Origin of the sequence: Kineococcus endophyticus (genome assembly GCF_040796495.1) — a bacterium.
Taxonomy (GTDB): Bacteria; Actinomycetota; Actinomycetes; order Actinomycetales; family Kineococcaceae; genus Kineococcus; species Kineococcus endophyticus.
Genome location: NZ_JBFNQN010000009.1, coordinates 44,494 through 68,511, shown reverse-complemented (window position 1 = coordinate 68,511; position 24,018 = coordinate 44,494). Strand labels below are relative to the sequence as shown.

Annotated in this window: 21 protein-coding genes; 14 read left to right on the top strand and 7 right to left on the bottom strand. The window is 74.8% G+C overall.

Features of this window, described 5'->3' with window-relative positions:
* Positions 1–170: 170 nt before the first annotated feature.
* Positions 171–2,216, top strand: a complete 2,046-nt coding sequence (locus tag AB1207_RS13895; RefSeq protein WP_367638978.1) for a M3 family metallopeptidase — start codon at positions 171–173, stop codon at positions 2,214–2,216.
* A 147-nt stretch (positions 2,217–2,363) separates the two neighbouring features.
* Positions 2,364–3,380 (top strand): NADPH:quinone reductase, encoded by a 1,017-nt coding sequence (locus tag AB1207_RS13890; protein WP_367638977.1) that lies wholly within the window; start codon positions 2,364–2,366, stop codon positions 3,378–3,380.
* Between the two features lie 60 nt (positions 3,381–3,440).
* Here the strand turns inward: AB1207_RS13890 and AB1207_RS13885 are convergent, their stop codons facing one another.
* The 3 genes from AB1207_RS13885 to AB1207_RS13875 form a co-directional block, all read right to left on the bottom strand.
* A complete protein-coding gene (locus tag AB1207_RS13885; RefSeq protein ID WP_367638976.1) occupies positions 3,441–5,114 on the bottom strand; it encodes a DNA repair helicase XPB in 1,674 nt (557 codons plus the stop codon).
* Between the two features lie 37 nt (positions 5,115–5,151).
* A complete protein-coding gene (locus AB1207_RS13880) occupies positions 5,152–5,919 on the bottom strand; it encodes a DUF4190 domain-containing protein (RefSeq protein WP_367638975.1) in 768 nt (255 codons plus the stop codon).
* Positions 5,920–6,004: 85 nt separating this feature from the next.
* On the bottom strand, positions 6,005–8,392 hold the full coding sequence (locus AB1207_RS13875) for a helicase-associated domain-containing protein (RefSeq protein ID WP_367638974.1): 2,388 nt from the start codon (positions 8,390–8,392) through the stop codon (positions 6,005–6,007).
* A 52-nt stretch (positions 8,393–8,444) separates the two neighbouring features.
* Here AB1207_RS13875 and AB1207_RS13870 point away from each other — a divergent pair, with 52 nt between their 5' ends.
* The gene (locus tag AB1207_RS13870; protein ID WP_367638973.1) at positions 8,445–8,972 is read left to right on the top strand and encodes a DinB family protein; all 528 of its coding nucleotides are present in this window, start codon (positions 8,445–8,447) and stop codon (positions 8,970–8,972) included.
* A 22-nt stretch (positions 8,973–8,994) separates the two neighbouring features.
* On the opposite strand, the gene AB1207_RS13865 is transcribed toward AB1207_RS13870, so the two are convergent.
* Positions 8,995–9,990, bottom strand: a complete 996-nt coding sequence (locus tag AB1207_RS13865) for a sigma-70 family RNA polymerase sigma factor (protein WP_437178941.1) — start codon at positions 9,988–9,990, stop codon at positions 8,995–8,997.
* 94 nt (positions 9,991–10,084) lie between these two features.
* Here AB1207_RS13865 and AB1207_RS13860 point away from each other — a divergent pair, with 94 nt between their 5' ends.
* The 4 genes from AB1207_RS13860 (at position 10,085) to AB1207_RS13845 (ending at position 14,685) form a co-directional block, all read left to right on the top strand.
* A complete protein-coding gene (locus tag AB1207_RS13860; RefSeq protein WP_367638972.1) occupies positions 10,085–10,825 on the top strand; it encodes a sulfite exporter TauE/SafE family protein in 741 nt (246 codons plus the stop codon).
* 38 nt (positions 10,826–10,863) lie between these two features.
* Positions 10,864–11,643 carry a carbon-nitrogen hydrolase family protein gene (locus tag AB1207_RS13855; RefSeq protein WP_367638971.1) on the top strand — a complete coding sequence of 260 codons (780 nt, stop codon included), beginning with the start codon at positions 10,864–10,866 and terminating at the stop codon, positions 11,641–11,643.
* Positions 11,644–11,815: 172 nt separating this feature from the next.
* Positions 11,816–14,227 (top strand): poly(ethylene terephthalate) hydrolase family protein, encoded by a 2,412-nt coding sequence (locus tag AB1207_RS13850; protein ID WP_367638970.1) that lies wholly within the window; start codon positions 11,816–11,818, stop codon positions 14,225–14,227.
* Positions 14,228–14,268: 41 nt separating this feature from the next.
* A complete protein-coding gene (locus tag AB1207_RS13845; RefSeq protein WP_367638968.1) occupies positions 14,269–14,685 on the top strand; it encodes a hypothetical protein in 417 nt (138 codons plus the stop codon).
* Between the two features lie 4 nt (positions 14,686–14,689).
* On the opposite strand, the gene AB1207_RS13840 is transcribed toward AB1207_RS13845, so the two are convergent.
* Positions 14,690–16,969: a HelD family protein gene (locus AB1207_RS13840; protein WP_367638967.1), complete on the bottom strand. Its 2,280-nt coding sequence runs from the start codon at positions 16,967–16,969 to the stop codon at positions 14,690–14,692.
* 169 nt (positions 16,970–17,138) lie between these two features.
* On the opposite strand from AB1207_RS13840, the gene AB1207_RS13835 reads away from it, so the two are divergent.
* Positions 17,139–18,206: a fatty acid desaturase family protein gene (locus AB1207_RS13835; protein ID WP_367638966.1), complete on the top strand. Its 1,068-nt coding sequence runs from the start codon at positions 17,139–17,141 to the stop codon at positions 18,204–18,206.
* Positions 18,207–18,375: 169 nt separating this feature from the next.
* The gene (locus tag AB1207_RS13830; RefSeq protein WP_106212702.1) at positions 18,376–18,579 is read left to right on the top strand and encodes a cold-shock protein; all 204 of its coding nucleotides are present in this window, start codon (positions 18,376–18,378) and stop codon (positions 18,577–18,579) included.
* A 51-nt stretch (positions 18,580–18,630) separates the two neighbouring features.
* On the opposite strand, the gene AB1207_RS13825 is transcribed toward AB1207_RS13830, so the two are convergent.
* Complete coding sequence (locus tag AB1207_RS13825) at positions 18,631–19,137, bottom strand: mycothiol transferase (protein WP_367638965.1); 507 nt, start codon at positions 19,135–19,137, stop codon at positions 18,631–18,633.
* Between the two features lie 101 nt (positions 19,138–19,238).
* Between AB1207_RS13825 and AB1207_RS13820 the strand changes: the two genes are divergently transcribed.
* The 4 genes from AB1207_RS13820 to AB1207_RS13805 all read left to right on the top strand — a co-directional run bounded on the left by AB1207_RS13820 (position 19,239) and on the right by AB1207_RS13805 (position 21,926).
* Positions 19,239–19,478 carry a hypothetical protein gene (locus tag AB1207_RS13820; RefSeq protein ID WP_367638964.1) on the top strand — a complete coding sequence of 80 codons (240 nt, stop codon included), beginning with the start codon at positions 19,239–19,241 and terminating at the stop codon, positions 19,476–19,478.
* A 151-nt stretch (positions 19,479–19,629) separates the two neighbouring features.
* On the top strand, positions 19,630–20,337 hold the full coding sequence (locus AB1207_RS13815) for a class I SAM-dependent methyltransferase (RefSeq protein ID WP_367638963.1): 708 nt from the start codon (positions 19,630–19,632) through the stop codon (positions 20,335–20,337).
* Positions 20,334–20,735, top strand: a complete 402-nt coding sequence (locus AB1207_RS13810) for a RidA family protein (protein ID WP_367638962.1) — start codon at positions 20,334–20,336, stop codon at positions 20,733–20,735. The genes AB1207_RS13815 and AB1207_RS13810 overlap by 4 nt, the downstream gene beginning before the upstream one ends.
* A 33-nt stretch (positions 20,736–20,768) precedes the next feature.
* The gene (locus tag AB1207_RS13805) at positions 20,769–21,926 is read left to right on the top strand and encodes an MFS transporter (protein ID WP_367638961.1); all 1,158 of its coding nucleotides are present in this window, start codon (positions 20,769–20,771) and stop codon (positions 21,924–21,926) included.
* Positions 21,927–21,944: 18 nt separating this feature from the next.
* Here AB1207_RS13805 and AB1207_RS13800 read toward each other — a convergent pair whose 3' ends face one another.
* Complete coding sequence (locus tag AB1207_RS13800) at positions 21,945–23,156, bottom strand: pyridoxal phosphate-dependent aminotransferase (RefSeq protein WP_367638960.1); 1,212 nt, start codon at positions 23,154–23,156, stop codon at positions 21,945–21,947.
* A 161-nt stretch (positions 23,157–23,317) separates the two neighbouring features.
* Between AB1207_RS13800 and AB1207_RS13795 the strand changes: the two genes are divergently transcribed.
* On the top strand, positions 23,318–23,962 hold the full coding sequence (locus AB1207_RS13795; RefSeq protein WP_367638958.1) for an ElyC/SanA/YdcF family protein: 645 nt from the start codon (positions 23,318–23,320) through the stop codon (positions 23,960–23,962).
* The last annotated feature ends 56 nt before the right edge of the window (positions 23,963–24,018 follow it).

Sequence of the window (24,018 nt, the reverse complement as noted above, 5' to 3'; positions counted from 1 at the left end):
CGGGCCCTCGGGCAGGCCCTGCACGCCGGACGCTACGAAGGCTGTGAGGTGTCTGAGCCGTCTGCCCGGTGGCGTGGCGGTGAACGGGACGTGATCTCTTGCGAGCACGGTGAGCCTCACCTTCCCGGGGTGCGATCCTCCCGCGCCGGCGGGTGGGGCAGGATCGGTCCATGGACCTGCCGGAGTCGAACCCCTTCGCCGCCCCGAGCGACCTGCCCTTCGCCGTGCCGCCCTTCGACCGGATCCGCACGGAGCACTTCGCCCCGGCGTTCGCGGCGGGGGTCCAGGCCCACCGCGACGAACTCGACGCCCTGTTCGCACGTGAGCTGCCGGCCGCCGAGTTCCTCGACGCCCTGGAGTCCACCGGCCGCCTCCTCGGCCGGGCCGAGGCCGTCTTCTTCAACCTCGTCGGCACCGACGCCGACGACGACCTGCGCGCCGTGCAGGCGCAGTGGAGCCCCCGGCTCGCCGCCCACCACGACGCCGTGCGGCTCGACCCGCGGCTCGTCGAGCGCGTGCGCGCCCTGCACGAGGACCCGCCGGCCGGGTTGGGCGAGGAGCAGCGGCGGCTGCTGGACCGCCTGCACCGCGACGCGGCCCGCTCCGGCGCGCTCCTGGACGAGGCGGGTCAGTCCCGGCTGCGCGAGCTGAACGAGGAGCTGTCGCGCCTGACGACCGCCTTCGACGTCGAACTGCTGGCCGACACCAACGACCTCGCCGTCCACGTCACGGACGCGGCGGAGCTCGACGGCCTGGGGGCAGCCGAACTGGCCCGGGCCGCCGCAGCCGCCGGCGAGCGCGGCGGGTACCTCCTGCCGCTCGGTCTGCCGTCGGGGCAGCCCGTGCTGGAGTCGTTGCACCGCAGGGAGACCCGGCGCCTCGTCCACGAGGCATCGGTGCGCCGTGGCGGCCGGGGTGGCCCGCACGACACCCGGGCCACGCTGCTGCGCATCGCCGGGCTGCGCGCGCAGCGGGCGGTGCTGCTCGGGTTCGCCGACCACGCCTCGTGGGTCGTGGCGGACGAGACGGCCGGAGACGTGGAGGCGGCCGTCGGGATGCTGCGCCGGCTGGCCCCGGCGGCCGTCGCGAACGCGCGGACCGAAGCGGCCGAACTCACCGAGCTCCTGCACGCCGACGGTCACGACGGACCGCTGGAACCCTGGGACTGGGCCTACTACGCCGAACGCCTGCGCCGGGAGCGGTACGCCGTCGACACCGAGGCCCTGCGGCCGTGGTTCGAGCTCGAACGCGTCCTCGTCGACGGTGTCTTCGCCACGGCCACCGCCCTCTACGGCCTGACGTTCACCGAGCGCACGGACGTCCCCGTGCCCTCGGCCGACGTGCGCGCGTTCGAGGTCGCCGACGCCACGGGCCCGCTCGGGCTCTACCTCTTCGACCCCTACGCCCGGCCGTCCAAGCGCGGCGGGGCGTGGATGAGTTCCTTCGTCGAGCAGTCCCGGCTGCTCGGGGAACGTCCCGTCGTCGTGAACTGCCTCAACGTCGCCAAGCCCGCCGCGGGCGACCCCGCGCTGCTCACCGTCGACGAGGTCGAGACGCTGTTCCACGAGTTCGGGCACACGCTGCACGGGTTGCTGTCCGACGTGCACTTCCCGCGGTTCTCCGGGACGAGCGTCCCGCGCGACTTCGTCGAGTTCCCCTCCCAGGTCAACGAGTTCTGGGGGTTCGAACCCGAGGTGCTGGCCCGCTACGCCCGGCACGTCGACACGGGCGAACCGCTGCCCGAGGGCGCCGCCGAGGGCCTGCGCGCCGCCCGCGCGTACGGCCAGGGGTTCGGCACGACGGAGTACCTCGCCGCGGCGCTGCTCGACATGGCCTGGCACCGGGTGGCCCCCGGGGCCTTCGACGGCGCCGAACCCGACGACGTCGGCCGCTTCGAGGCCGCCGCGCTGGCCGAGGCCGGGGTCGCGCTCGACGCCGTCCCGCCGCGCTACCGCAGCACCTACTTCCACCACGTGTTCGGCGGGGGCTACGCGGCCGGGTACTACTCCTACGTGTGGAGCGAGGTGCTCGACGCCGACACCGTCGAGTGGTTCGCCGAGAACGGCGGCCTGCGGCGCGAGAACGGTGACCGGTTCCGCGCCACCGTGCTCTCGCGCGGGGGCAGCGTGGACCCGCTCGCCGCCTACCGGGAGTTCCGCGGCCGGGACGCGCGCATCGAGCCGCTGCTGCGGCGGCGGCAGCTCGCGGAGGCCTGAGGGGTTCTCGCGCCCGCCGGCCGGAGCGCCGCAGGGGTGCTCGTCGACGCAGCCGGCTCATCAGACGAGCCGGCTGCGTCAACGAGCCACCCCCCCCCGAGTGCCGGCACGCGGAACAGGACGCGCGGTCGCGGGGTTCGCCCCCACGTGAGAGCTGTCGTGTACTCCGAGACCGGCCCGTCCTCCGTCCTGCGCCTGGAGGAGCGCCCCGTGCCCGAACCCGACGCCGGGGAGGTGCGCCTCAAGGTCGTCGTGTCGGGCGTGAACCCCACCGACTGGAAGTCCCGCAGCGGCGGCACCGCCTCGCTGGCCTTCCCCGAGGCCACACCCAACCAGGACGGCGCGGGGATCGTGGACGCCGTCGGGCCGGGCGTCCCCGACCTCGCGGTGGGCGACCGGGTGTGGACCTGCATGGCCGCCCAGGACCGGCCCACCGGCACCGCGCAGGAGTTCACCGTCCTGCCCGCCGAGCGCGTCACCCGGCTGCCCGACGGCGCCTCCTTCGACGTGGGCGCGTCCCTGGGGGTCCCGGCCGTCACCGCGCACCGCGCGCTGACCGTCGCCGAGGACGGTCCCCACCGCCTCGCCCCCGGGGCGCTGGCGGGCCGCACGGTCCTGGTCGCCGGGGGAGCGGGGGCCGTCGGGAACGCGGCGATCCAGCTCGCCCGCTGGGCGGGCGCCACCGTCGTCACCACCGTCAGCGGCCCGGAGAAGGCCGCGCTGGCGCAGTCCGCGGGCGCGCACCACGTCGTGAACTACCGCGAGGGCGACCCGGTCGCGGCGATCCGCGAGGTCGCGCCCGACGGCGTCGACCTCGTCGTCGAGGTTGCCCCGGCGCAGAACGCCGAACTCGACGCGCAGGTGATCCGTCCGCGCGCCTCCATCGCCGTCTACGCGAACAACGGCGGCGACGAGGTGCGTCTCGACGTTCGCCCGAACATGGTGACGAACGCCCGGTGGCAGTTCATCCTCATGTACACGATGGGGGCCGACGCCCTCGCCGCGGCCGCTGAGGACGTCACCGCCGCGGTGCGCGACGGCGCGTTCGGGGTGGGGGAGGAGCACGGGCTGCCGCTGACGCGCTTCACCTTGCAGGACACGGCGAAGGCCCACGACGCCGTCGAGGCGGGCGCCGTCGGCAAGGTGCTCGTCGACGTCGGCTGACGGTCGCCCGGAACGCAGGACGCCCCGGACCGCACGGTCCGGGGCGTTCGTCGTGACCGGTCAGTCCGGCAGGACGCCGTTCGCGTCCGGTACCCCGCCGTCGATGTCGTCGGCGTCCACGATCCGGTAGGCGTACCCCTGCTCGGCCAGGAACCGCTGCCGGTGCGCGGCGAAGTCCTGGTCCTTCGTGTCGCGCGAGACGACGGTGTAGAAGCGCGCCGACCCGTGGTCGCCCTTGGGGCGCAGCACGCGGCCCAGGCGCTGGGCCTCCTCCTGGCGGGACCCGAAGGAACCGGACACCTGGATGGCGACCTTGGCCTCGGGCAGGTCGATGGAGAAGTTCGCCACCTTGCTGACGACGAGGGTGCTGATCTCGCCCTGGCGGAACGCCTCGAACAGGCGCTGGCGCTCCTTCACCGTGGTGTCGCCCTTGATGACGGGCGCGTCGAGGCGGTCGCCGAGGTCGTCGAGCTGGTCGATGTACTGGCCGATGACGAGCGTCGGCTCGCCCTGGTGCTGGGCGACGAGCTTCTCCACCACGCGCGACTTCGCCGGCGACGTCGAGCACAGCCGGTACCGCTCGTCGTCCTCGGCCGTCGCGTACGCGAGCCGCTCGGAGTCGGGGAGCGTGACGCGCACCTCGACGCAGTCGGCCGGCGCGATGTAGCCCTGCGCCTCGATGTCCTTCCACGGGGCGTCGTACCGCTTGGGCCCGATGAGGGAGAAGACGTCGCCCTCGCGGCCGTCCTCACGCACGAGCGTCGCGGTCAGGCCGAGACGGCGACGGGCCTGCAGGTCGGCCGTCATGCGGAAGATCGGCGCGGGGAGCAGGTGCACCTCGTCGTAGACGATGAGGCCCCAGTCGCGGGCGTCGAACAGCTCCAGGTGCGGGTAGACGCCCTTCCGCTTCGTCGTCACGACCTGGTACGTCGCGATCGTCACGGGCCGGATCTCCTTGCGGGCACCCGAGTACTCACCGATCTCGTCCTCGGTGAGCGACGTGCGCTTGATGAGCTCGTCGCGCCACTGCCGGGCCGAGACGGTGTTCGTCACGAGGATGAGGGTCGTCGCGCGGGCCCGGGCCATGGCGCCCGCACCGACGATCGTCTTGCCGGCCCCGCAGGGCAGGACCACGACGCCGGAGCCGCCGTGCCAGAAGCCCTGCACCGCTTCGTCTTGGTAGGGACGCAGCGTCCACCCGTCCTGGGCGAGGTCGATGGGGTGCGCCTCGCCGTCGACGTAGCCCGCGAGGTCCTCGGCGGGCCAGCCCAGCTTCAGCAGCACCTGCTTGAGGTTCCCGCGCTCGCTCGGGTGGACGCGCACGGTGTCGGGGGCGAGGCGGTCGCCGAGCAGGGGCGACGCCTTCTTGTTGCGCAGCACCTCCTCCAGGACGGGGGCGTCGAGGGCCCGCAGCAGCAGGCCCTCGGTCTCGTCCTTCACGAGCTGCAGGCGTCCGTACCGGGCCATCGTCTCGGCCACGTCGACCAGCAGTGCGTGGGGGACGGAGTAGCGCGAGAACTCCAGCAGGGTGTCGACGACCTGCTCGGCGTCGTGCCCGGCCGCGCGCGCGTTCCACAGGCCCAGCGGGGTCAGCCGGTAGGTGTGGACGTGCTCGGGAGCCCGTTCGAGCTCGGCGAAGGGGGCAATCGCCGCCCGGCAGGCCCCGGCCCGCGGGTGGTCGACCTCCAGGAGCAGCGTCTTGTCGCTCTGGACGATGAGGGGTCCGTCGGTCACCTGGTGGTCAACTCCGCGCGGGCTCGGGAACTTCCGGTCATCGCTGGAACAGCACGCTCACGGAGTTGCTGTCGAACGAGGAGCCGCCCGTGCTGGCGGTCCCGATGCCGATGGCGAAGACGAGGATCACAGCGAGGATGGCCAGCACCGTGATCCCGATGTTCACCCACGCGCAGATCTTCCCGGCCAGCAGGTACCCCAGGCCCCGCTTCGTCCCTCCGGACTCCACGATCTCCCGGCGTGCCCCCGGCGTGAGGGCGAGCGCCACGATGGCGGCGATCCACCCGAGCCCGGTGAAGAACAGGACCAGACCGCCGACCGCCGTCCAGCAGACGGCGTGCGCCATGCCTGTCACCTTCGGCCCGTCGTAGGACGGGTACTGCTGGTTGTAGCTCTGCGCGCCGTAGCCGCCGTACGACCCGCTCGCGGGGTACAGCTCGTTCTGCTGCGGGGCGCCGTACGCCGGCTGGCCGTACTGCTGGCCGTAGGGCTGTCCGTACTGCTGGCCCGAGGACTGGCCCTGGCCGTACCCGGACTGGTCGTACCCGGACTGGCCGTAGGACGACTGGCCGGAGGCCGGCTGCCCGGAGGACTCGCCGTAGCGCGGCAGCCCCTCCGTCGGCGCCGCGCCCGTCGGCTGGGCCTGCGTCGGGGCGTCGCCCGAGGAGCCCGCGCGGTACGGGTCGTGCGCGTCCTGGCCCGAGCCCTGCTGCTCACCCTGGCGGTAGGGGTCCTGCGGCGCGGGGTCCGCGTCCGGCTTCTCCCACCAGGAGCGCTGTCCGTCGCCCTGCCCGCTGTCAGTCATGGTGGTCCGCACTCCGAGTCTCGTCCGCTGGGTCAACCGGTTCGAGGCACGACGCTAGCCCACGGCCCCGACACGCACCTCACGCTCACGGCTCGGCCTGGACCACTCCGGTGATCCGGTGGACGGAGAAGGACCGCACCGTCCGTTCGGTGTGGTCGAAGGCCGTGATCCTCCCTCCGTCGACGCCGAGCGCGTCGACCAGGTGACGGCCCGCGGCTCCCGCGGTGTCGACGTAGCCGATCCACACGGGTTGACGCCGGGCCACGGCCTCGCGCAGCACCGACAGCGACGTCGTCGGGTCCATCGTCGGCAGGGCAGGGGCGTGCTTGTGCCGGTCGCGCTTGCGCTCCAGCTCCGCGATGTCCTCGTCCCCGGCGCGCAGGGTCTGCACCGCGGCGTTCACGAGCGAGGGACCAGGCAGCGGCGGCTCCCCGGTGACGGGGCGCGGCGGCGGGGTCGACCCGGTCCGGGCCACCGTGGGCCGGCGCACGACGAGCTCACCCGAGGGGCCCTCGGCCGCCGGGGCCGCACCGACCTCCCGCAGCACCGCGAGCACCTCGTCCGGTTCGGCCGCCGCCGCCAGGACGGTGGGGGCCAGCAGCCGCAGCCGCAGCGGAGCGCACCGCTTGTCGGTCACCAGCTCGGCGAGCAGGGCCGGGTCCTCGGCGCGCACGTACGCGGCGGCCCGACCGACCCGGACGCGCCCGTGCCGGCGGGCGACGTCGCGGAGGAGGTACTCCAGCGGCTGCGGGACCCCGGTCGAGGACAGCTCGGCGAGGAAGGCGAGGGCCTCGTCGGCCGTGGCGCCCTCGTCCAGCCCGCGCCGCACCGACGTCGGGTCGAACCGGTAGACGGTCGCCCCGCCCCGGCTCTCCACCCGGGCCAGGGACTCCAGCCGCCGGGCCAGCGCCGGCTCGAGCGGACCCGGCGCCACGGCCGTGAGGTCGGCCTGCAGCAGGACTTCGCGCACCGGTGTCGGCAGCGCGGCCTCCAGCGCCCGGCGCGCCCCGTCCTCGTCCCCGGCGAGCAGGGCCCGCCCGGCCGCGCCGAGCGCACCCGCACCCAGGACCCCGAGCCAGCTCGCGTCCCGCAGCGTCCACGTCACGAGGTCCTCGCGCAGCCGGCTCGCCCGGCGCGGAGCGGTCCACCGCAGCCGGTCCGCGAGGCTCGCGGCGTCGGCGGCCTGGCCCTCGGGCAGCGCCGCGAGCTCGGCCAGCACCGCCTGCCGCACCGCGGGGGCCGACGCGCGGTCGAGGTCGGCGCCCAGGGCGTTGCGCGGGGAGTCCTTCGCGTCCCGCGTGCCGACCATCGCCGGCACGCGGGTCGACGGCAGCCAGGCCGAGACGAGCGTCAGCCAGCGCTCCCCGGGCTCCTCCTCCAGCCACGCGTCGAACGCCGGCGTCGGCAGCCAGCGCGGTTCGACCTCGCGGTCGTCGGCGACGAGCCCGGCCACCCACGCCGTCTCGACGACGAGCGCCGCCGTGGGGTCGTCGACCTCCAGCGCGGTCGCCGTCCGGCGCAGGTCCCGCACGCCCAAGCCACCCGCCCGCAGCACCGGCGGGCCGGCCGTGCCCCACCAGCGGCCGAGCTCGGCGACCAGCCGGCACGCTTCGGTGGCGGCCTCGGCCGAGGCCGCGAGCACCTGCGGCACAGGGCGTTGCGTCGTGCTGAGCTCCGGTGCCGTCCGCTCCGCACTCCGGTGCACGCGCCCGCCGCGCAGGGCCAGGCCCACCTCCCGCGGCAGGACGACGGTCCCCGGACCCGACACGGCCAGCAACCCGTGGGAGAGCAGCCACTCCACCGGGCCGCTCGCCGAGGCCGCCCGCACCTGCCGGTCGGCCCGCTCCACGGCTCCCGTCGGGGGCCCCCAGGTGAGCTTGTCGAGGACGGCGCGCACGCCGTCGGGGGCAGCCTCCAGGAGCGTCTCCACGGTGCCGGTCGCGGCCAGGTGCTCGGCGAGCCGGGCCAGCGCGACCTCCGGGTCGTGGCTGACCTCCAGGCCGAGGTCCTCGAGCAGTTCGGCCAGCCGCTGCGGCGAGCGCCGGCCCAGCGCGTCGGCCAGGGACGGGCCCAGCCCGGCGGGGTGCGGCCCGAGGAGCTCGCGGACGGCGGAGACGAGGTGCAGCCGGCGGTCCGGGCCCCACACCAGCGCCCGGCGGCGCAGCTCCGCGACGACGTCGCCCGCCTTGGCGCCCCACGCCTTCGAGACGGCGGTCACGCTCGTCGGGTCGGGCAGGACCGTCAGCACCTCGGCCACTTGCAGCAGCGGGGTGTCCAGGCGTTCGAGCGCGCGCTGGGTGCTGGCGCGCGTCGTCGCCCGCGTCGCCAGCGCCGAGGACGACGTCGGCAGGGGAGCGGCGAGGTCGGGGCGCGCGGCGAACAGGGCCCGCAGGTCCTCGTCCGCGCGGGCACGCAGGTCCTCGGCGAGGGTGCGCGGGGTCGACTTCGGGGCGCGAGCTGGGGCCGTGGGCATCGGGACGAGTTTAGGGCTGTGCTCGGACACGGCGCGGTCGTAGCGTTCGCCCATGACGACCGTCGAGCCGGGCACCGAGGAACCGCTGTCCGACGAGCGCGCCGCGATCCTGGCGGCCCTCGCCAAGCACCGGTGGCTGTTCACCGCCACGCTGACCGACCTCACCGACGAGCAGGCCGCCGCGCGCACCACGGTCAGCGAGCTGTGCCTCGGCGGGCTCGTCAAGCACGTCGCGGACACCGAGGACCAGTGGGTGCGGTTCGCCCGCGAGGGCACCTCGGCCTTCCCCACGTTCGAGCAGACCGACTGGCAGGCGCGTGCCGACTCCTTCCGGCTGCTGCCGGGGGAGACCGTGGCCGGGGTCCTGGCCGACTACGCCGCCGTCGCGGCCCGCACCGACGAGGCCGTCCGCACGCTCGACCTCGACCGGGCGTTCCCGCTGCCCGAGGCGCCCTGGTTCGAGAAGGAGGAGTGGTCGGCCCGCCGCGTCTTCCTGCACCTGCTGGCGGAGATCTCCCAGCACGCCGGGCACGCCGACCTGCTGCGCGAGGCGGTGGACGGGCGGAAGTCCATGGGCTGATCCGCGCGGGTCCCCCACGTCCTCAGGCCGGCGGCTCGGTCGGGAACCCGAAGAGGTCGAAGAGCCGGGTGTCCAGGAAGGACGTGATCCGCGCGATCCTCCCGTCGGCCAGCTCGAGGGCCTGCACGGCGAAGGGCACCAGTTCCCCGTCGGCGCCGATCGGCTTGTAGTGCACGAAGGCCGGGGAGCCGTTCATCGTCACCGGCACGAGCTTGGACCCGCGGCACTGGTGGCCCGGGCCGACCATCCACGCGGCGATGTCGTCGGCGCCCTCCAGCCACAGCTCGAACGGCGGCATGTTCTGCGTGACGTCGGCGGCCAGCAGTTCGACGAAGGCGTCGATGTCGTAGGCCTCGAAGGCGCGCACGTACTGCTCCAGGAGCGCCTGGTGGCTCTCGCCCAGCGGTTCGGTGCGGCCGACGTCGGGGCGCTCGGCGAGGGTGGCGCGCGCCCGCTGCAGCGCGCTGTTGACCGACGCCGTCGTCGTGTCCAGCAGCGAGGCGACCTCGTCGGCCTTCCAGCGCAGCACGTCGCGCAGGATCAGCACGGCGCGCTGGCGCGGCGGGAGGTGCTGCAGCGCAGCGACGAACGCGAGCCGCACCGACTCCCGCGCGACCGCGATCTCGGCCGGGTCCCCGGCCTCGGGCAGCACCCGCTCGTCCACCATCGGCTCCAGCCAGGTGTCCTCGCCGCGCGTGCGGACGAGCGACGCCTCGACCGGCTCCCACGCCGTCGCCGACAGGTCCATCGGACGGGCCCGTCGGCCCCGCGTCTCGATCGTCGTCAGGCAGACGTTCGTCGCGATCCGGTACAGCCACGACCGCACGCCGGAGCGGCCCTCGAACCCCTCGACGGACTTCCAGGCCCGCACCATCGTGTCCTGGACGGCGTCCTCGGCGTCGAAGGCCGAGCCCAGCATCCGGTAGCAGTAGCCGCGCAGCTCCGCCCGGCGCGCGGCGAGTTCGCGCTCGAGCTCGTCACGGGTCAGGGGGCTGGTCCCGGGAGTGGTCGTCGTCACAGGGCCCAGCACAGCACAGACCCCCGACACGAGGGGAGACCCTTCCGGGGCCCGGTTCGCAGGTCGGGTCCGGGCAGCCGGTTCACTGGGGCCCGTGATCGAGGTGCCGCTGCTGCTGCTCGCCGGCGTCGCGGCCGGACTCGTGGGCAGCACGGCGGGGCTGGCCTCGCTCGTGTCCTACCCGGCGCTGCTGCTCGCCGGACTGCCACCGCTGGCGGCGAACGTGACGAACACCGTGGCGCTCCTGGGGGTGACGGCCGGGACGGCGGCCGGTTCGCGGCCCGAGCTCACCGGTCAGGGCGCCCGGATGCGCCGGCTCGTGCCCGTCGCCGCCGCGGGCGGGGCGCTGGGGTGCGTGCTGCTGCTCGCGCTGCCCTCGACGACCTTCGAGGGGGTCGTCCCGTTCCTCGTCGCCGGGGCCGCACTGCTCCTCCTCGTCCAGCCGCGCGTGCAGCAGCTGCGCCCGGGGCGGTGGTCGGCCCGCAACCCGCTCGTCCTGGCGGCCGTGTTCCTCGTCGGCGTCTACGGCGGCTACTTCGGGGCCGCCGCAGGCGTCCTCATGCTGGCGTTGACCGAACTCCTGCACGCGCAGTCCCTCGCCCGCAACAACGCCCTGAAGAACATGCTCACGGGCGCGGCGAACACCGTGGCGGCCGTCGGCTTCGCCGTCTTCGGACCCGTCGACTGGTGGGCCGCGCTCGCCCTCGGCGTCGGCTGCGTCGTGGGTGGCCGGCTCGGCCCGCCCGTCGTGCGGCGGGTCGACCCCCGGTACCTGCGCGTCGTGGTCGCCGTCGCCGGTCTGGCCCTCGCGGTCCGGCTGTTCCTCGCCCGCTGACCCGCCCGCCCGTCGGACCGCCGTGGTAGGCAGACCTCGTGCGCATCGCCCTGTCGCAGATCAGCAGCGGACCCGACCCCGCCGCCAACCTCGACCTGGTCCGGGCGGAGGTCGCCGCGGCCTGCGCCGCGGGGGCGCGGCTGCTGGTGCTGCCCGAGGCGACGTCGTGCTGCTTCGGGGTGCCGCTGGCGCCCGTGGCCGAACCCGTCGACGGCCCGTGGGCGACCTCCCTGGAACGCACGGCCGAGGACGCCGGCCTGACGGTCGTCGCGGGCGCCTTCAGCCCCGGGGCCGGCGGCCGGGTGCGCAACACCCTGCTGGCCCGCGGTGCCGGGGTGCGCGACCACTACGACAAGGTCCACCTCTTCGACGCCTACGGGTACGCCGAGTCCGACACCGTCGAGGCGGGCGAGCGGCACGTCGTCCTGGACGTCGACGGGGTCGGCGTCGGGCTCAGCACCTGCTACGACGTCCGCTTCCCGGGGCTCGCCACCGCCCTGGCCGACGCCGGGGCGCAGGTGCTCGTCGTGGCGGCCTCGTGGGGCGAGGGACCGGGCAAGGCCGAGCAGTGGGACCTGCTGACCCGCGCCCGCGCCCTCGACAGCACGAGCTGGGTGCTGGCGTGCGGGCAGGCGCGCCCGCCCGGCCCGTCCGGTGACGCCCCCACGGGCATCGGCCGCAGCCGCGTCGTCGACCCCCTCGGCGTCGTCGTCGCCGAGCTGGGGGAGGAGCCGGGACGGCTCGTCGTCGACCTCGACCTCGACCGGGTCCGGACGGTGCGCGAGACCCTGCCCGTCCTGCGCAACCGCCGCGTCTGAGAGGTCCTTTGCGGGACCGCGACCTTGATGTCGGCGATCCGGTGAACGACGCCCCGCGCGCGTGCGGGCTGTGGGAGCGTTCGCGCGGCGCCCGTGATCATCGGACGCCGGCGGGCGCCGGGCGCCCCGGACGAGGGAGCCGCACGTGGTCAGGTCATCGAGCAGGCGGCGCGTGGCCCGCGGGGTCACCGGGGGTGCGCTGACCCTCGCGGCGGCGCTCGCGTTCGCCCCGGCCGCCGGTGCCGCACCCGCCGTCCCCGCCCCCGTCGCCAGCGGGACGACGGCCTCGGCACCGTGGACGGTCACCCCGGCCGGCGCCGGGTCGTGGGACGTCGACCTCACCCTGCCCGGCGGCGTGCCCGTGCGGGCCGCGCAGCCCCAGCTCGTCGTGGACGGCGTCCTGCTCGGCACGGCGCGCGAGGACTCCGACCGCCGCACCCTCACCGTCCAGACCTCCGACCCGCGCGTCGCCCGCGCGCGCAGCGTCCGGCTCGCGTGGAACGGCGTCGTGGCCGGTCAGGAGGCGCGCGTGCTCAAGCACGCCGCCGCGCCGGCCGCCGCCCAGCCGGACCCGGGGAGCCGGACCCTCGCCGACGACCCCGGCGCGAAGGGTCGCTACGCCGTCACCCGCGCCGACTACGACCTCGGCGACACCGCGGTCCGGCTGCCCGGCCTGGGTGGGCAGGCCGTCGAGGAGCGCGCCGCCGTCTACCTGCCGAAGGGGGCCACCGGTCCCCGTCCCGTCGTCGTCTTCCTGCACGGCCGCCACCAGGCCTGCTACGGCGGCGACGGGGACCAGTTCGACGAGGGCTGGCCGTGCTCGGGCGGCGCGAAGCCGGTCCCGAGCCACCTCGGCTACGGCCAGGCCGCCGAGGCGCTGGCCTCCCAGGGGTACGCGGTCGTCTCGATCAGCGCCGACGGGATCAACGCCCTGGACTACCAGGCCGAGGACGGCGGCGCCCAGGCCCGCGGCGAGCTCGTCCTCGCCCACCTCGACCTCCTGCGGGCCTTCACGGCGGGCCGGGGCGGCGTGGCCGGAGCGCCCTTGAAGGGTCGCCTCGACCTGTCCGACGTCGGCCTCATGGGACACTCGCGCGGGGGCGAGGGCGTCGTGCGCGCCGCCCTCCTCAACGCCGAGCGCCCCGACCCGTACGGCATCCGGGCCGTCATGCCGCTGGCCCCCGTCGACTTCGCCCGGCAGACGCTGCCCGGCGCGGCGATGGCCGTCGTCCTGCCGTACTGCGACGGCGACGTCTCCGACCAGCAGGGCCAGCACTTCTACGACGACACCCGATACGCCGCGAAGGACGACGTCCTGCGCACGTCACTGCTCGTCATGGGTGCGAACCACAACTTCTTCAACTCCGAGTGGACGCCCGGGGTGTCCCAGGCACCCTCGAACGACGACTGGGGCGTCGACGACGACCCGGTCTGCGGTTCCTCCTCCCCGCAGCGCCTCACCGCGGCCGAGCAGCGCGCCGTCGGGGCCGCCTACGTCTCGGGGTTCTTCCGCCTCAACCTCGGCGGCGAGGAGCAGTTCCGTCCGCTGTTCGACGGCACCGGCGGGCGTGCGGCCTCGGCCGGTCGCGCCGTGGTCCACACCGAGGCCCAGCAGCCCTCGTCCGCGCGCACCGACCTGGCCCGGCTCGAAGGTCCCTCCTCCTCGGTGACCCTGGCGTCGAAGTCGGCGTTCTGCGTCGGCGCGGGTGAGCCGGTGCCCGGCCAGGCCGCTCGCTGCACCTCGCAGGACCCGTACGCGGGGTCCCTGCCGCACTGGACGCCGGCCGCCTTCGCGCCCACCGTCCCGGCCACCCCGCTGCTGCACGCCCGCTGGACCGTCGGCCAGCGCAAGCCCGTCACCGTGCGCGTGGCTCCGGGAGCCGCTGCGGGGGTGCACCAGGCCCTGACGTTCCGCGCCGCGCCCGCGCGGACGCTGAGCACCGACCTGCAGGTGACCCTGACGGACGCGAAGGGCCGCACCGCGAGCGTCCCCGTCTCCCGGTACTCCACCGCGCTCACGGCGCTGCCGGTGCTGGCGTCGCCGTGGTCGCAGGACGGTCAGGGGGCCGCGAAGACGTGGCTGCGCACGGTCCGCATCCCGCTCGACGCCTTCCCCGGCGTGGACCTCGGCACCCTCGCCTCGGTCTCGTTCACACCGCTGAAGCCGACGGCGAACGTCTTCCTGTCCGACGTCGCCCTCGACACACCGGCGACCGGCACGGGGGTCGTCACGACCCTGCCCGCCGTGAGCATCGGGGACGTGCAGGCCGTAGAAGCCGACGGCACCCAGGAGCTGCGGATGCCCCTGACGCTCTCGCACCGCTCGGCCGTCCCGGTGACCGTGGACGTCGACACCGCGGCCGCCGCCCTCGACGGCCGCATCCCGGCCGCGTGGACGCGGGTCACCATCCCCGCCGGTGCGCTCACGGGCTCGGCCGTCGTCCCCCTGACCGGGGACACCGTCCCCGAGGAGCAGCAGGCCCGGTTCACCGTGACCATCGCGACGCCTCGCGGGGCGGTCGTCGGGGACGGCTTCGGGACGCTGACGGTCTTCGACGACGACGCGTTCGGCCCCCAGGGCTGACCGGACGGGCACCGGCGCGGCACGGGCGGTTGCATGACCCCGTGACCGACGCCGCCACGGCCCTGCTGGCCGCCACCGCCGCGCACGCCGCCTTCTCGGCGGTCGTGACGGCGGTGGCGTACCCGGCCCTGGTCGCGACGGAGGCCGATCGCTGGGCCGCCGTCCACGCGGCGCACACCCGCCGGATCACGCCCGTCGTCGCGGCCGTGTACGGCGCGCTGCTGGCGTCCTGGGCGTGGGCGCTGGCGACCCTGCCCGTCGGTGCCGGTCTCGTCGTCGCGGCGGTCGGCACCGTCCTGGCGCTGGGGACGACGGCCGCGGCCGCCGCGCCCACGCACGCCCGGCTGGGGCGGGAGGGGCCGCGACCGGAGCTGCTGCGCCGGCTGCTGCGGGCCGACGTCGTGCGCACCGCGGGGGCGGTGCTGGCGCTGGCGGGGGCCCTCGCCGTGGCCTGGTGAGCCGTCAGGCGAGCGACTCCATGCCCGTGGGCAACGGTTCGGCGTGCAGCACGTGCAGTTCCTGCGTCGCGCGGGTCAGGGCGACGTAGAGGTCGTTCGCCCCCCGCGGGCGCCGCAGCACGGCCGCGGGTTCGACGAGGACCACGACGTCGAACTCCAGGCCCTTGGCGCGGTGGACGTCGAGCACCGACACCGTCGCGTCCAGGTCGTCGGGGGAGGCCGCGACCGAGCCGGGGGGCAGGGCCGCGGTCACCGCGGCCCGCAGGGCGTCGGAGCCGACATGACCGTCCTCGTGCGCCGTCAGGACGGCGATGCGGCCCTCCTCGAGCGCGTCGAACCGCGACCGGACGAGCTCCACGACGGACCCGGGGCCGGCGAGCGGCCGGGCGACGGGGTCGTGCTCGCCCTCGCGGACGGGCGTCGGCGGGTTCGCGGCGATCCCCGCGGCCCGCAGCACGTCCGCGGCGACGCGGGAGATCCTCGCCGGGGTCCGGTAGTTGACGGTGAGTTCCTCCAGCCGCCACCGGTCGTCGACGACGGGTTTCAGCGCCTGCGCCCAGGACCGCGCACCGGCGGGGTTCGACGTCTGCGCGACGTCCCCGACGAGCGTCATGGACCGCGACGGGCAGCGTCGTTCCACCAGGCGCCAGGCCATCGCGGACAGTTCCTGCGCCTCGTCGACGACGACGTGCCCGTACGCCCAGGTCCGGTCCACCGCGGCGCGTTCGGCGACGGTGCCGCTGGGCCCGCCGGTCGCGAACCGGTCGGCGAGGAGCTCGGGGGAGACGAGCGGGTTCCCGACGCCGGAGGCCTCGAAGTCCTCCAGGACCTTGCGGGCGTAGGCGACCTGCTCCTCCCGTTCGGCCGCGGCGCGGGCGTCCGTCGCCGTCTCCTCCAGCGGCCCGAGGAGTTCGGCGAGCTCGTCGAGCAGCGGGACGTCGGCCTCGGTCCAGGCGGTCGGGTCCTCCCGGTGCAGGGCGTCGCGGTCGCGCTCGGACAGGCCGGGGGCCACCTCGGCGAGCAGCGCCGGGTTCCGGTAGAGGGCGGCCAGCACCTTCTGCGGCGTCAGCGGCATCCAGCAGAGGTTGACCTCGCGGCGCACGTCGACGTTCTCCCGCAGTTCGGCGACGAGGTCGTCGCGCTCCTCGCCGAGGTCGACGCCGCGGGCGCGGGCCAGGGAGTTGACGAGGGAGTTCAGCACCTCGCGCACGAACGTCACGCGCGCCAGGTTGTGGGGCTTGCGCGTCCGGCGGGCCCGGGTGCGGGCCGACGCGATCGCCTCCGGGCGCAGCTGCACCCGCGTCCCGTCGAGGTCGAAGCGGATCGGCCGGGAGGGCACGCGCTGGCGGGCGGCCACGGCCGCCTCCAGGACGTCGACCATCCGCAGCGACCCCTTGACGCGGGCGGCCGCGGGGGAGTCCTCACCGCGCCCCACGACGCCGGGGTACATCTCGCCGAGCGTCAGCGTGACGACGCCCGTCTCGCCGAGCGCGGGCAGCACCTGCTCGACGTAGCGCAGGAAGACCGGGCTCGGACCCAGGAGCAGGACACCGCTGCGGGCCAGCCGGTCGCGGTGGGTGTAGAGCAGGTAGGCCGTGCGGTGCAGGGCCACGGCGGTCTTGCCCGTGCCGGGCCCGCCCTGCACGACGAGGACGCCGCGCTCGGAGGCGCGGATGACGCGGTCCTGCTCGGCCTGGATGGTGGCCACGATGTCGCCCATCCGGCCGGTGCGGGGGGCGGTGACGGCGGCCAGCAGGGCGGCGTCGCCCGTCGTGCGCTCCCCGTCGGCGGCCACGAGCACCTCGTCGTCGACGCCCGTGACGCGCCGCCCGGAGGTCAGCAGGTGACGGCGTCGCACGACGTCGCGTGGAGAGGCCGCGGTGGCCTGGTAGAAGTCCTGCGCCGCCGGCGCCCGCCAGTCGACCAGGACCTGCGTCCCCCGCTCGTCGGCCAGGCCGAGGCGGCCGACGTACCGGCGGGGGTCCTGGGTGCCCTCGCGCAGGTCCAGCCGCCCGAAGCAGAGCCGGTTCTCCACCGACCACAGCTGGGAGAGGCGGTCTTCGTAGAGCGTCGCGAACGCGTCCCGCTCGAAGCGGTTCTGGTGGGTGCCGGTCGCCTCGGTGCGCCGCACCTCGGCGAGCTGTTCGGCGGTCTGGGCCCGCAGCTGGTCCAGCCGGGCGTAGAGGCCGCCGACGTGCGCGTCCTCGGCGGCGACGACCCGGGCGACCTCGCGGGCGTCCGCCTGGGCGGCGACGTCCGCGTCCGACTGCGTCGACTGGCTCACTCGGTCGGCTCTCCTCGGGCGGGACGGCTCAGGCGCGCCGCGAACGGCACCGAAGAAGAGTAGACGGGAACGCCGGGGCACGAGCGGGCGGACCTGTACGTTCAACCACAGTTGCACCCGCCCGACCCGTCCAGACCGGGCGCGTCCCCCCACCTCGCCGAGGAGCCCCGTGACGACCCTGCCCACCGACGCCCGCCCAGCGCGCCGCACCACTCCCTACGGGGCGCTGACCGCGGCGGTCCAGGAGGCCGGTCTCATGCGCCGGCGCACCGGGCACTACTGGGGGCGCATCGCCGCGACGACCCTGGCCTTCGCGGCCGTCGTCGCAGGCACCGTCCTGCTGCGCGACTCGTGGCTGGTCCTGCTGACGGCCGCCCCGCTTGCGCTCGTCCTGACGCAGTTCGCCTTCCTGGGCCACGACGGCGCGCACCGGCAGATCTTCGCCACGCACCGCGGCAACGAGTGGGCGGCGCGCATCTTCGCGGCCCTGCTGACGGGCCTGTCGTACGGCTGGTGGATGGGCAAGCACACCCGCCACCACCAGGCCCCCAACAAGCTCGGGACGGACACCGACATCGAGTCCGACGTCGTCTCGTTCCACGGCGAGGCCGCGGCCGGCCGCAAGGGCCTGCTGCGCTGGGCCACCGCCAAGCAGGGCTGGTGGTTCTGGCCGTTGCTGACCCTCGCGGGCCTGAACCTGCACGCCGATTCGGTCCGCACGATGATCAAGGGCCGGGCGGGCAAGCGACGCTGGATCGACACCTCGCTCATCGTCGTGCACTGGGCCGTCTACGCGAGCGCCCTCGTCCTGCTCCTCGGGCCCGCCCGGGGTGCGGCGTTCTTCGGTGTCCACATGGCGGCCTTCGGGTTCTCCATGGGCGGCGCGTTCGCGCCCAACCACGTCGGCATGCCGATCGTGGCCCGTGAGGCGAAGGTCGACTACATCCGCCGCCAGGTGCTGACGTCGCGCAACATCTCGGGCGGCTGGTTCGTCGACCTCGTCATGGGGGGGCTCAACCACCAGGTCGAGCACCACCTGTTCCCGTCCATGCCGCGACCGAACCTGCGCGCGGCGCGTCCCTTCGTGCAGCGCTTCTGCGCCGAGCACGGCATCTCCTACACCGAGACATCGCTGGCGCGGTCCTTCGCCGACATCGTCGCCTACCTGAACCAGGTGGGGATCGCCGCGCGGGACCCGTTCTCGTGCCCGCTCGTCGGTCAGCTCCGCGCCGCCTGAGGAGTTGCCCGCCCCGGCGTGCGACGTGCTACGTTGTGGGCTAGTCGCAGTTCTTCGACGTGCTCGCAGCGCCCCGGGGAATCACCGAGGGCCCAGTACGCTCACCACCCGGTCAGCACCCTCGGCGGCGAGCCTCACACGAGTGGGGCGCAACACCCGAGGAGGCCTCATGGCTCAGGGAACTGTCAAGTGGTTCAACGGCGAGAAGGGCTTCGGCTTCATCGCCCCCACCGACGGTGGTCCGGACGTCTTCGTCCACTACTCCGCGATCTCCGGCAACGGGTACCGCAACCTCGAGGAGAACGACACCGTCGAGTTCGAGGTGACCCAGGGCGCCAAGGGCCCCCAGGCCGCCAACGTCGTCCGTCTCTGACGAACGCCTGAACGACCCCCGTCCCTGCTGGGACGGGGGTCGTTCTGCGTTTCAGCGCCGTTCCAGCACCCCGCGCAGGAACGCCGCCTGCGCCGCGTGCTCGAGGTCGTCGTCGGCGACGCTCACCAGACGCACCCCGAGCGTGACCGGCGGGTCCCACTGCTCGTCGACGACCCGGTCGAGGTCGGTGTCCGACAGGGTCCGCAGGTAGGCCGTCGTCCGGTCCTGGACGGCGTCGAGGTACCCGGTCAGCAGGTCGGCGCCCGCCCGGACCCGCCCGACCTGGTCGGCGTCGAAGCCGTACCCCGTCTCGCCGTCGTCGAACGGGAGGGCGAACCGGCCGGCCCAGCCGTCGGCCGTCCAGGTCTGCTCGTGGCCGGCCACCTCGCTGACGTGGTCGTCCTGGACGCGGACGAGGTGCCACACGAGCCAGGCGATGCTGTTGGCCTGCGGGTCGAGCCGAGCGGTGAGCGTGTCCTCGTCCAGGCCGTCGACGGCGGCGTGCGCGGCGGCGGGGATGCGGCCGTAGAGGTCGAGGAGGAGGTCCTTGGCGTCCATGGCCCCACCCTGCGCCGCCCCGTCCCGGCCTGCACGCGGGGCCCCTGCTCCGGACGGGGGACGGCGCGAAACGTGTGTCGTCACGCAGCGATGAAGCAGTCGTGACGCAACGCGAACTCCTCGAGCGGTGGTGGGGCTCCCTCGACGGCACCGGACGCCGGGACGTCCTCGAGGTGGAGCCGGGCGACTTCCTCAGCGAGGCCCTCGCCCTCGACCTGCAGCTCTACGGCGTCCACGTCCCCGACGTCGCCGTGGCGTTCGACGTCGACGGGCTCCTGCGTCGGATCGTCGTGCACGTCCAGCCCCGCGAGTTCACCGACTTCCTCACCGCCGTCCGCTGAGGCCCCCCACCCGCGTCCCCCCTGTCCCGCGTGGAAAACACTCCTTCCGCCCTCCGCAGGCCGCTTCGAAGGGCGGAAAGAGTGTTTTCCACGCGGGACGGGGGCCGGAAAAGGGGGTGACCGGAGAGGGGGAGGCGCGCAGGATCGGGACGTGCCGGACCCGATCTTCGCCGACCCGCGTCTCGCCGTCGTGTACGACGCCTTCGAGGACCCCCGACGGCCCGACCTCGACCCGTACGTGGCCCGCGCGCACGTCCCCGGTACCCGGCGGGTCCTCGACGTGGGGTGCGGGACGGGGGTCCTCGCGGCGCGGCTCGCGGACCTGGGTCTGGAGGTGACGGGCGCCGACCCGGCCGCCGCCAGCGTGGACGTCGCCCGGACCCGCGGCGACCGCGTCACCTGGCTGCACCTCGCCGCCGCCGACCTCCCGCCGCTGGGAGCCGACCTGGCCGTCATGACGGGCAACGTCGCCCAGGTGTTCCTCACCGACGACGACCTCGACGACGCGCTGGCCGGGGTGGCCCGGGCCGTGCGTCCCGGCGGCCGGTTCGTCCTGGAGGCGCGACGGCCGCAGGCCCGGGCGTGGGAGACGTGGGAGCCGGTCGAGGAGCACCGCGACGTGCCCGGCGTCGGCCGGGTCGAGCGCGCCTTCTCGCTGCTCGACGTGGCGCCGCCGTTCGTGAGCTTCCGGCAGACCTACCGGCTGCGGGGTGAGGTCGTCGTCTCCGACTCCACGCTCCGCTTCCGCGAGCTCGACGAGCTGGAGGACGCGCTGACGCGGCGCGGGTTCTCGGTGGACGCCGTGGGCCAGGCACCGGACCGGCCGGGGCTGGAGTTCGTCGTGGACGCGGTCCGGTGACGGGCGTCCGGCTCGTGCGCAGCCAGGACCTCGCCGACGTCCCGTACGCGTACGCGGCCACGGTCCCCGCCGGAGCGCGGCTGACCTTCCTCGCCGGCAGCTGCCCCCTCGACCGGGACGGCAGGACCGTCTGCGTCGGGGACGTCGCCGGGCAGGCACGTGCGGTCGTCGAGAACCTGCGCACCGCGCTGGCGGCGGTCGGTGCCGAGCTGACGGACGTCGTGAGCACGAGGGTCCTCGTCGCGACCACCCGGCACGAGGACCTCGTCGCCGCGTGGGACGTGGTCAGCGCAGCGTTCGGCGACCACGACGTCCCGAGCACGCTGCTCGGCGTCACCGTGCTCGGCTGGCCCGACCAGCTCGTCGAGGTGGAGGCCGTGGCGATCGTGCCCGGCTGAGAGCCGGAGCGTCCGCGGGGAGAGGGTGGGACCGTGCCCCGCCCCCCGTTCCGCCGGTTGCTCGTCCCCTCCGCCGCCCTGTGGTGGGGTCTGCAGCTGTCCTTCCTCAACCCCGCCCTGGCCTTCCTCCTCGTCGGCCTGTTCGACGCCACCCCCACCGAGGTCGGCGTCGTCCTGGCCCTCTACAACGCCAGCGGGTTCGTCGCCTCGCTCGTCGTCCCCGTCTGGGCGGACCGGCGGGGGGAGTACGTCCTGCCCATGGTGGCCAGCGGGGTGCTGACCGCGGCGCTCGCGGTGGTGCTGGCGCTCGTGACCGCGCTGCCGCCGGCCGTCGTCGCGCTGGTCGTCCTGGGTGGTCCTGCGGGCGTGGGGTCCTCCCTCCTGTTCGCCCACCTCAAGAACGCGGGGGCCGGGGCCGAGCAGGTCGTGCGGACCCGGGCCGTGTTCTCGGCCGCCTGGATCGCCGGGCCGCCCCTGGCCACGGTCCTCCTGGGGTACGGGGTGCACTGGTTGCTGGCGGCCGTCGTCGTGATCGCCGCGCTCAACGTGGTCACGACGCTGCAGCTGCGCCGGGGCGTGGCGGTCGGCGCGCCGGAGGCCCCCGCCGGACCGGGGGTCCCGTGGCGGGGGACCGCCCTCGTCGCCGTGGCCTTCGTCGCCGTGGCCGCGGCCAACAGCGCCGCCGTCAGCGTCATGAGCCTGTTCGTGACGCAGCGCCTGGGGCTCGACGTCGTGTGGGCCGGGATCGTCCTCGGCGTCTCGGCGGGGCTCGAGATCCCCGCGTTGCTGCTCCTGGGCCGGCTGACCGCACGCTTCGGCGACCTGCCGCTGGTGCTGTCGGGGTGCCTGGCCGGCACCGCCTACTACCTGGGTGTCGTGTTCGTCGCCGTCGGGCCGGTGTCGTTGCTGGCGCTGCAGGCCCTCAACGCGTGGTTCTTCGCGATCAGCGCCGGTGTGGGGTTGACGATGTTCCAGCGGATCATCCCGCGCCCCGGTCTGGCCGTCGGGGTGTTCGGGAACGTCCGCAAGGTCGGCCAGGTCATCGCCGGGCCGGTCATCGCCGTCGGCTCCTCGACGCACCTCGGCTACGGGGGCGTCTTCGCGGTGTGCGCGGGGCTCACGACCGTCGCCCTCCTCGTCGTCCTCGTCTCACGACGGGCCGTGCCGGAACTGTCGGCACGGCCCGCGTGACCCGGGGCCCGGGAACCGTCAGCCGCGGCGGGCGCCCAGGAACGTCCCGATGCGCCCGACGGCGTTCTCGAGGTCCTCGACGCGGGGGAGGGTCACGATGCGGAAGTGGTCCGGCGTCGGCCAGTTGAACCCCGTGCCCTGCACGACGAGGACGTGCTGGTCCTCCAGCAGGTCGACGATGAGCTGGTAGTCGTCCTGCACCGCGTGCACCTCGGGGTCCAGGCGCGGGAAGCAGTAGAGGGCGCCGCGGGGTTTCACGCAGCTGACGCCGGGGATGGCGTTGAGCAGTTCCCACGTCCGGTGCGACTGCTCGGCGAGCCGGCCGCCGGGCAGGACGAGGTCGTTGATGGACTGGTGCCCCGACAGCGCGGCCTGCACGACGTGCTGGGCGGGCACGTTGGCGCACAGGCGCATGTTGGCGAGCAGGTCGAGCCCCTCGACGAAACCCGACGCGTGCGCCTTCGGGCCGGACAGGTACATCCACCCCGACCGGAAACCCGCCACGCGGTAGGCCTTGGACAACCCGTTGAAGGTGATGCACAGCAGGTCCGGCGCGAGGGAGGCCGTGGAGACGTGGACGGCGTCGTCGTAGAGGATCTTGTCGTAGATCTCGTCGGACAGGACGAGCAGCCCGTGCTCGCGCGCGACCTGCAGCATGCCCTCCAGGACGCGGGTGCCGTACACGGCGCCCGTGGGGTTGTTCGGGTTGATGACGACCATCGCCTTGGTGCGCGGGGAGACCTGGGCCCGCAGGTGCTCCAGGTCCGGTTCCCAGTCCTGCGACTCGTCGCAGAGGTAGTGCACCGCGCGGCCGCCGGCCAGGCTCACGGCCGCCGTCCACAGCGGGTAGTCCGGCGCCGGGACGAGCACCTCGTCGCCGTCGTTGAGCAGGGCCTGCATGGCCATGACGATGAGTTCGCTGACGCCGTTGCCCATGTAGACGTCGCCGACGCCGACGTCGCGGACGCCCTTGAGCTGGCTGGACTGCACGACGGCCCGGCGCGCCGAGGGGATGCCCTTGCTGTCGCTGTACCCCTGCGCGACCGGCAGGTTCGCGACCATGTCCTGGAGCAGTTCGTCGGGGGCCTCGAAACCGAACGGGGCCGGGTTGCCGATGTTCAGCTTGAGGATGCGGTGACCGGCCTCCTCGAGCTGCTGCGCGCGTCGCAGGGCGGGGCCGCGGACGTCGTAGAGGACGTTCGCGAGTTTGTCCGACTGCTCGAGGTTCATGACCGGCCTTCTCGGGGTGTGCGGGGCCGGTCCAGCTTGGCACGCGGGCCCCGTCCGCCGGGGTCCAGGGGAGGCCGGTGGCGCTCCGGAGTGTCGCGCGGTAGCGCTACCCCGTCGCCGTCGCTGTTGCTGCGGGGAGGGCGGCGGGACAGGGTGGGGCGGTGCGGACGCCCCTGGACCCCCGAGCGGGCGCTGCCCTCCTCGGCGCGGCCGTCCTCGGGTGGGCGTCGGTCGAGGCCGTCCACGCCCTCGCGGCCCGGCGCGGGTTCCCGGGAGGCCGGCGCGCGGTCGCCCCCGACGTCGTCGTGGTCCTCGGCTGCCCGCCCCGGCCGGACGGCACGGTCAGCGGGATGCAGCGCTGGCGCACCGAGATCGCCGTCCGCACCCCGGGCCGGCCGGTCCTGGTGTTCTCCGGCTACGCACGGCCCGGCGCCCCGAGCGAGGCGGCCGTCATGGCGGCCCACGCCCGCGACGTCCTCGGCGTCGACCCCGCACGGCTGCGGACGGAGGAGACGGCCACGACCACGTGGGAGAACGTCGTCCGCACGCTGGGCGACCTCGAGGGTGCCCGGCACGTGGCCCTGGCGTCCTCGCCGGTGCACGCGCTGCGCGCCCGCCGCTACCTCGCGCGCCTGCGTCCGGACCTCGCCGCCCGGCTCGTACCGGCCGCCGACTACCGCCCCGGCGAGCGCTGGGGCCTGAAGGCCGCGACCGCCGGGTACGACCTCGCGCGGTCCGTCGGTCTCCGCACGGTGTCTAGTCATCGGATGTCCAGCTCCGAGGAACACGGCATCGAGGGTTCTTGACAGGCCCTGGAGCGGGGTACACCCTTCAGACATCCGAGGTCTGCTCGGTGCTTCGC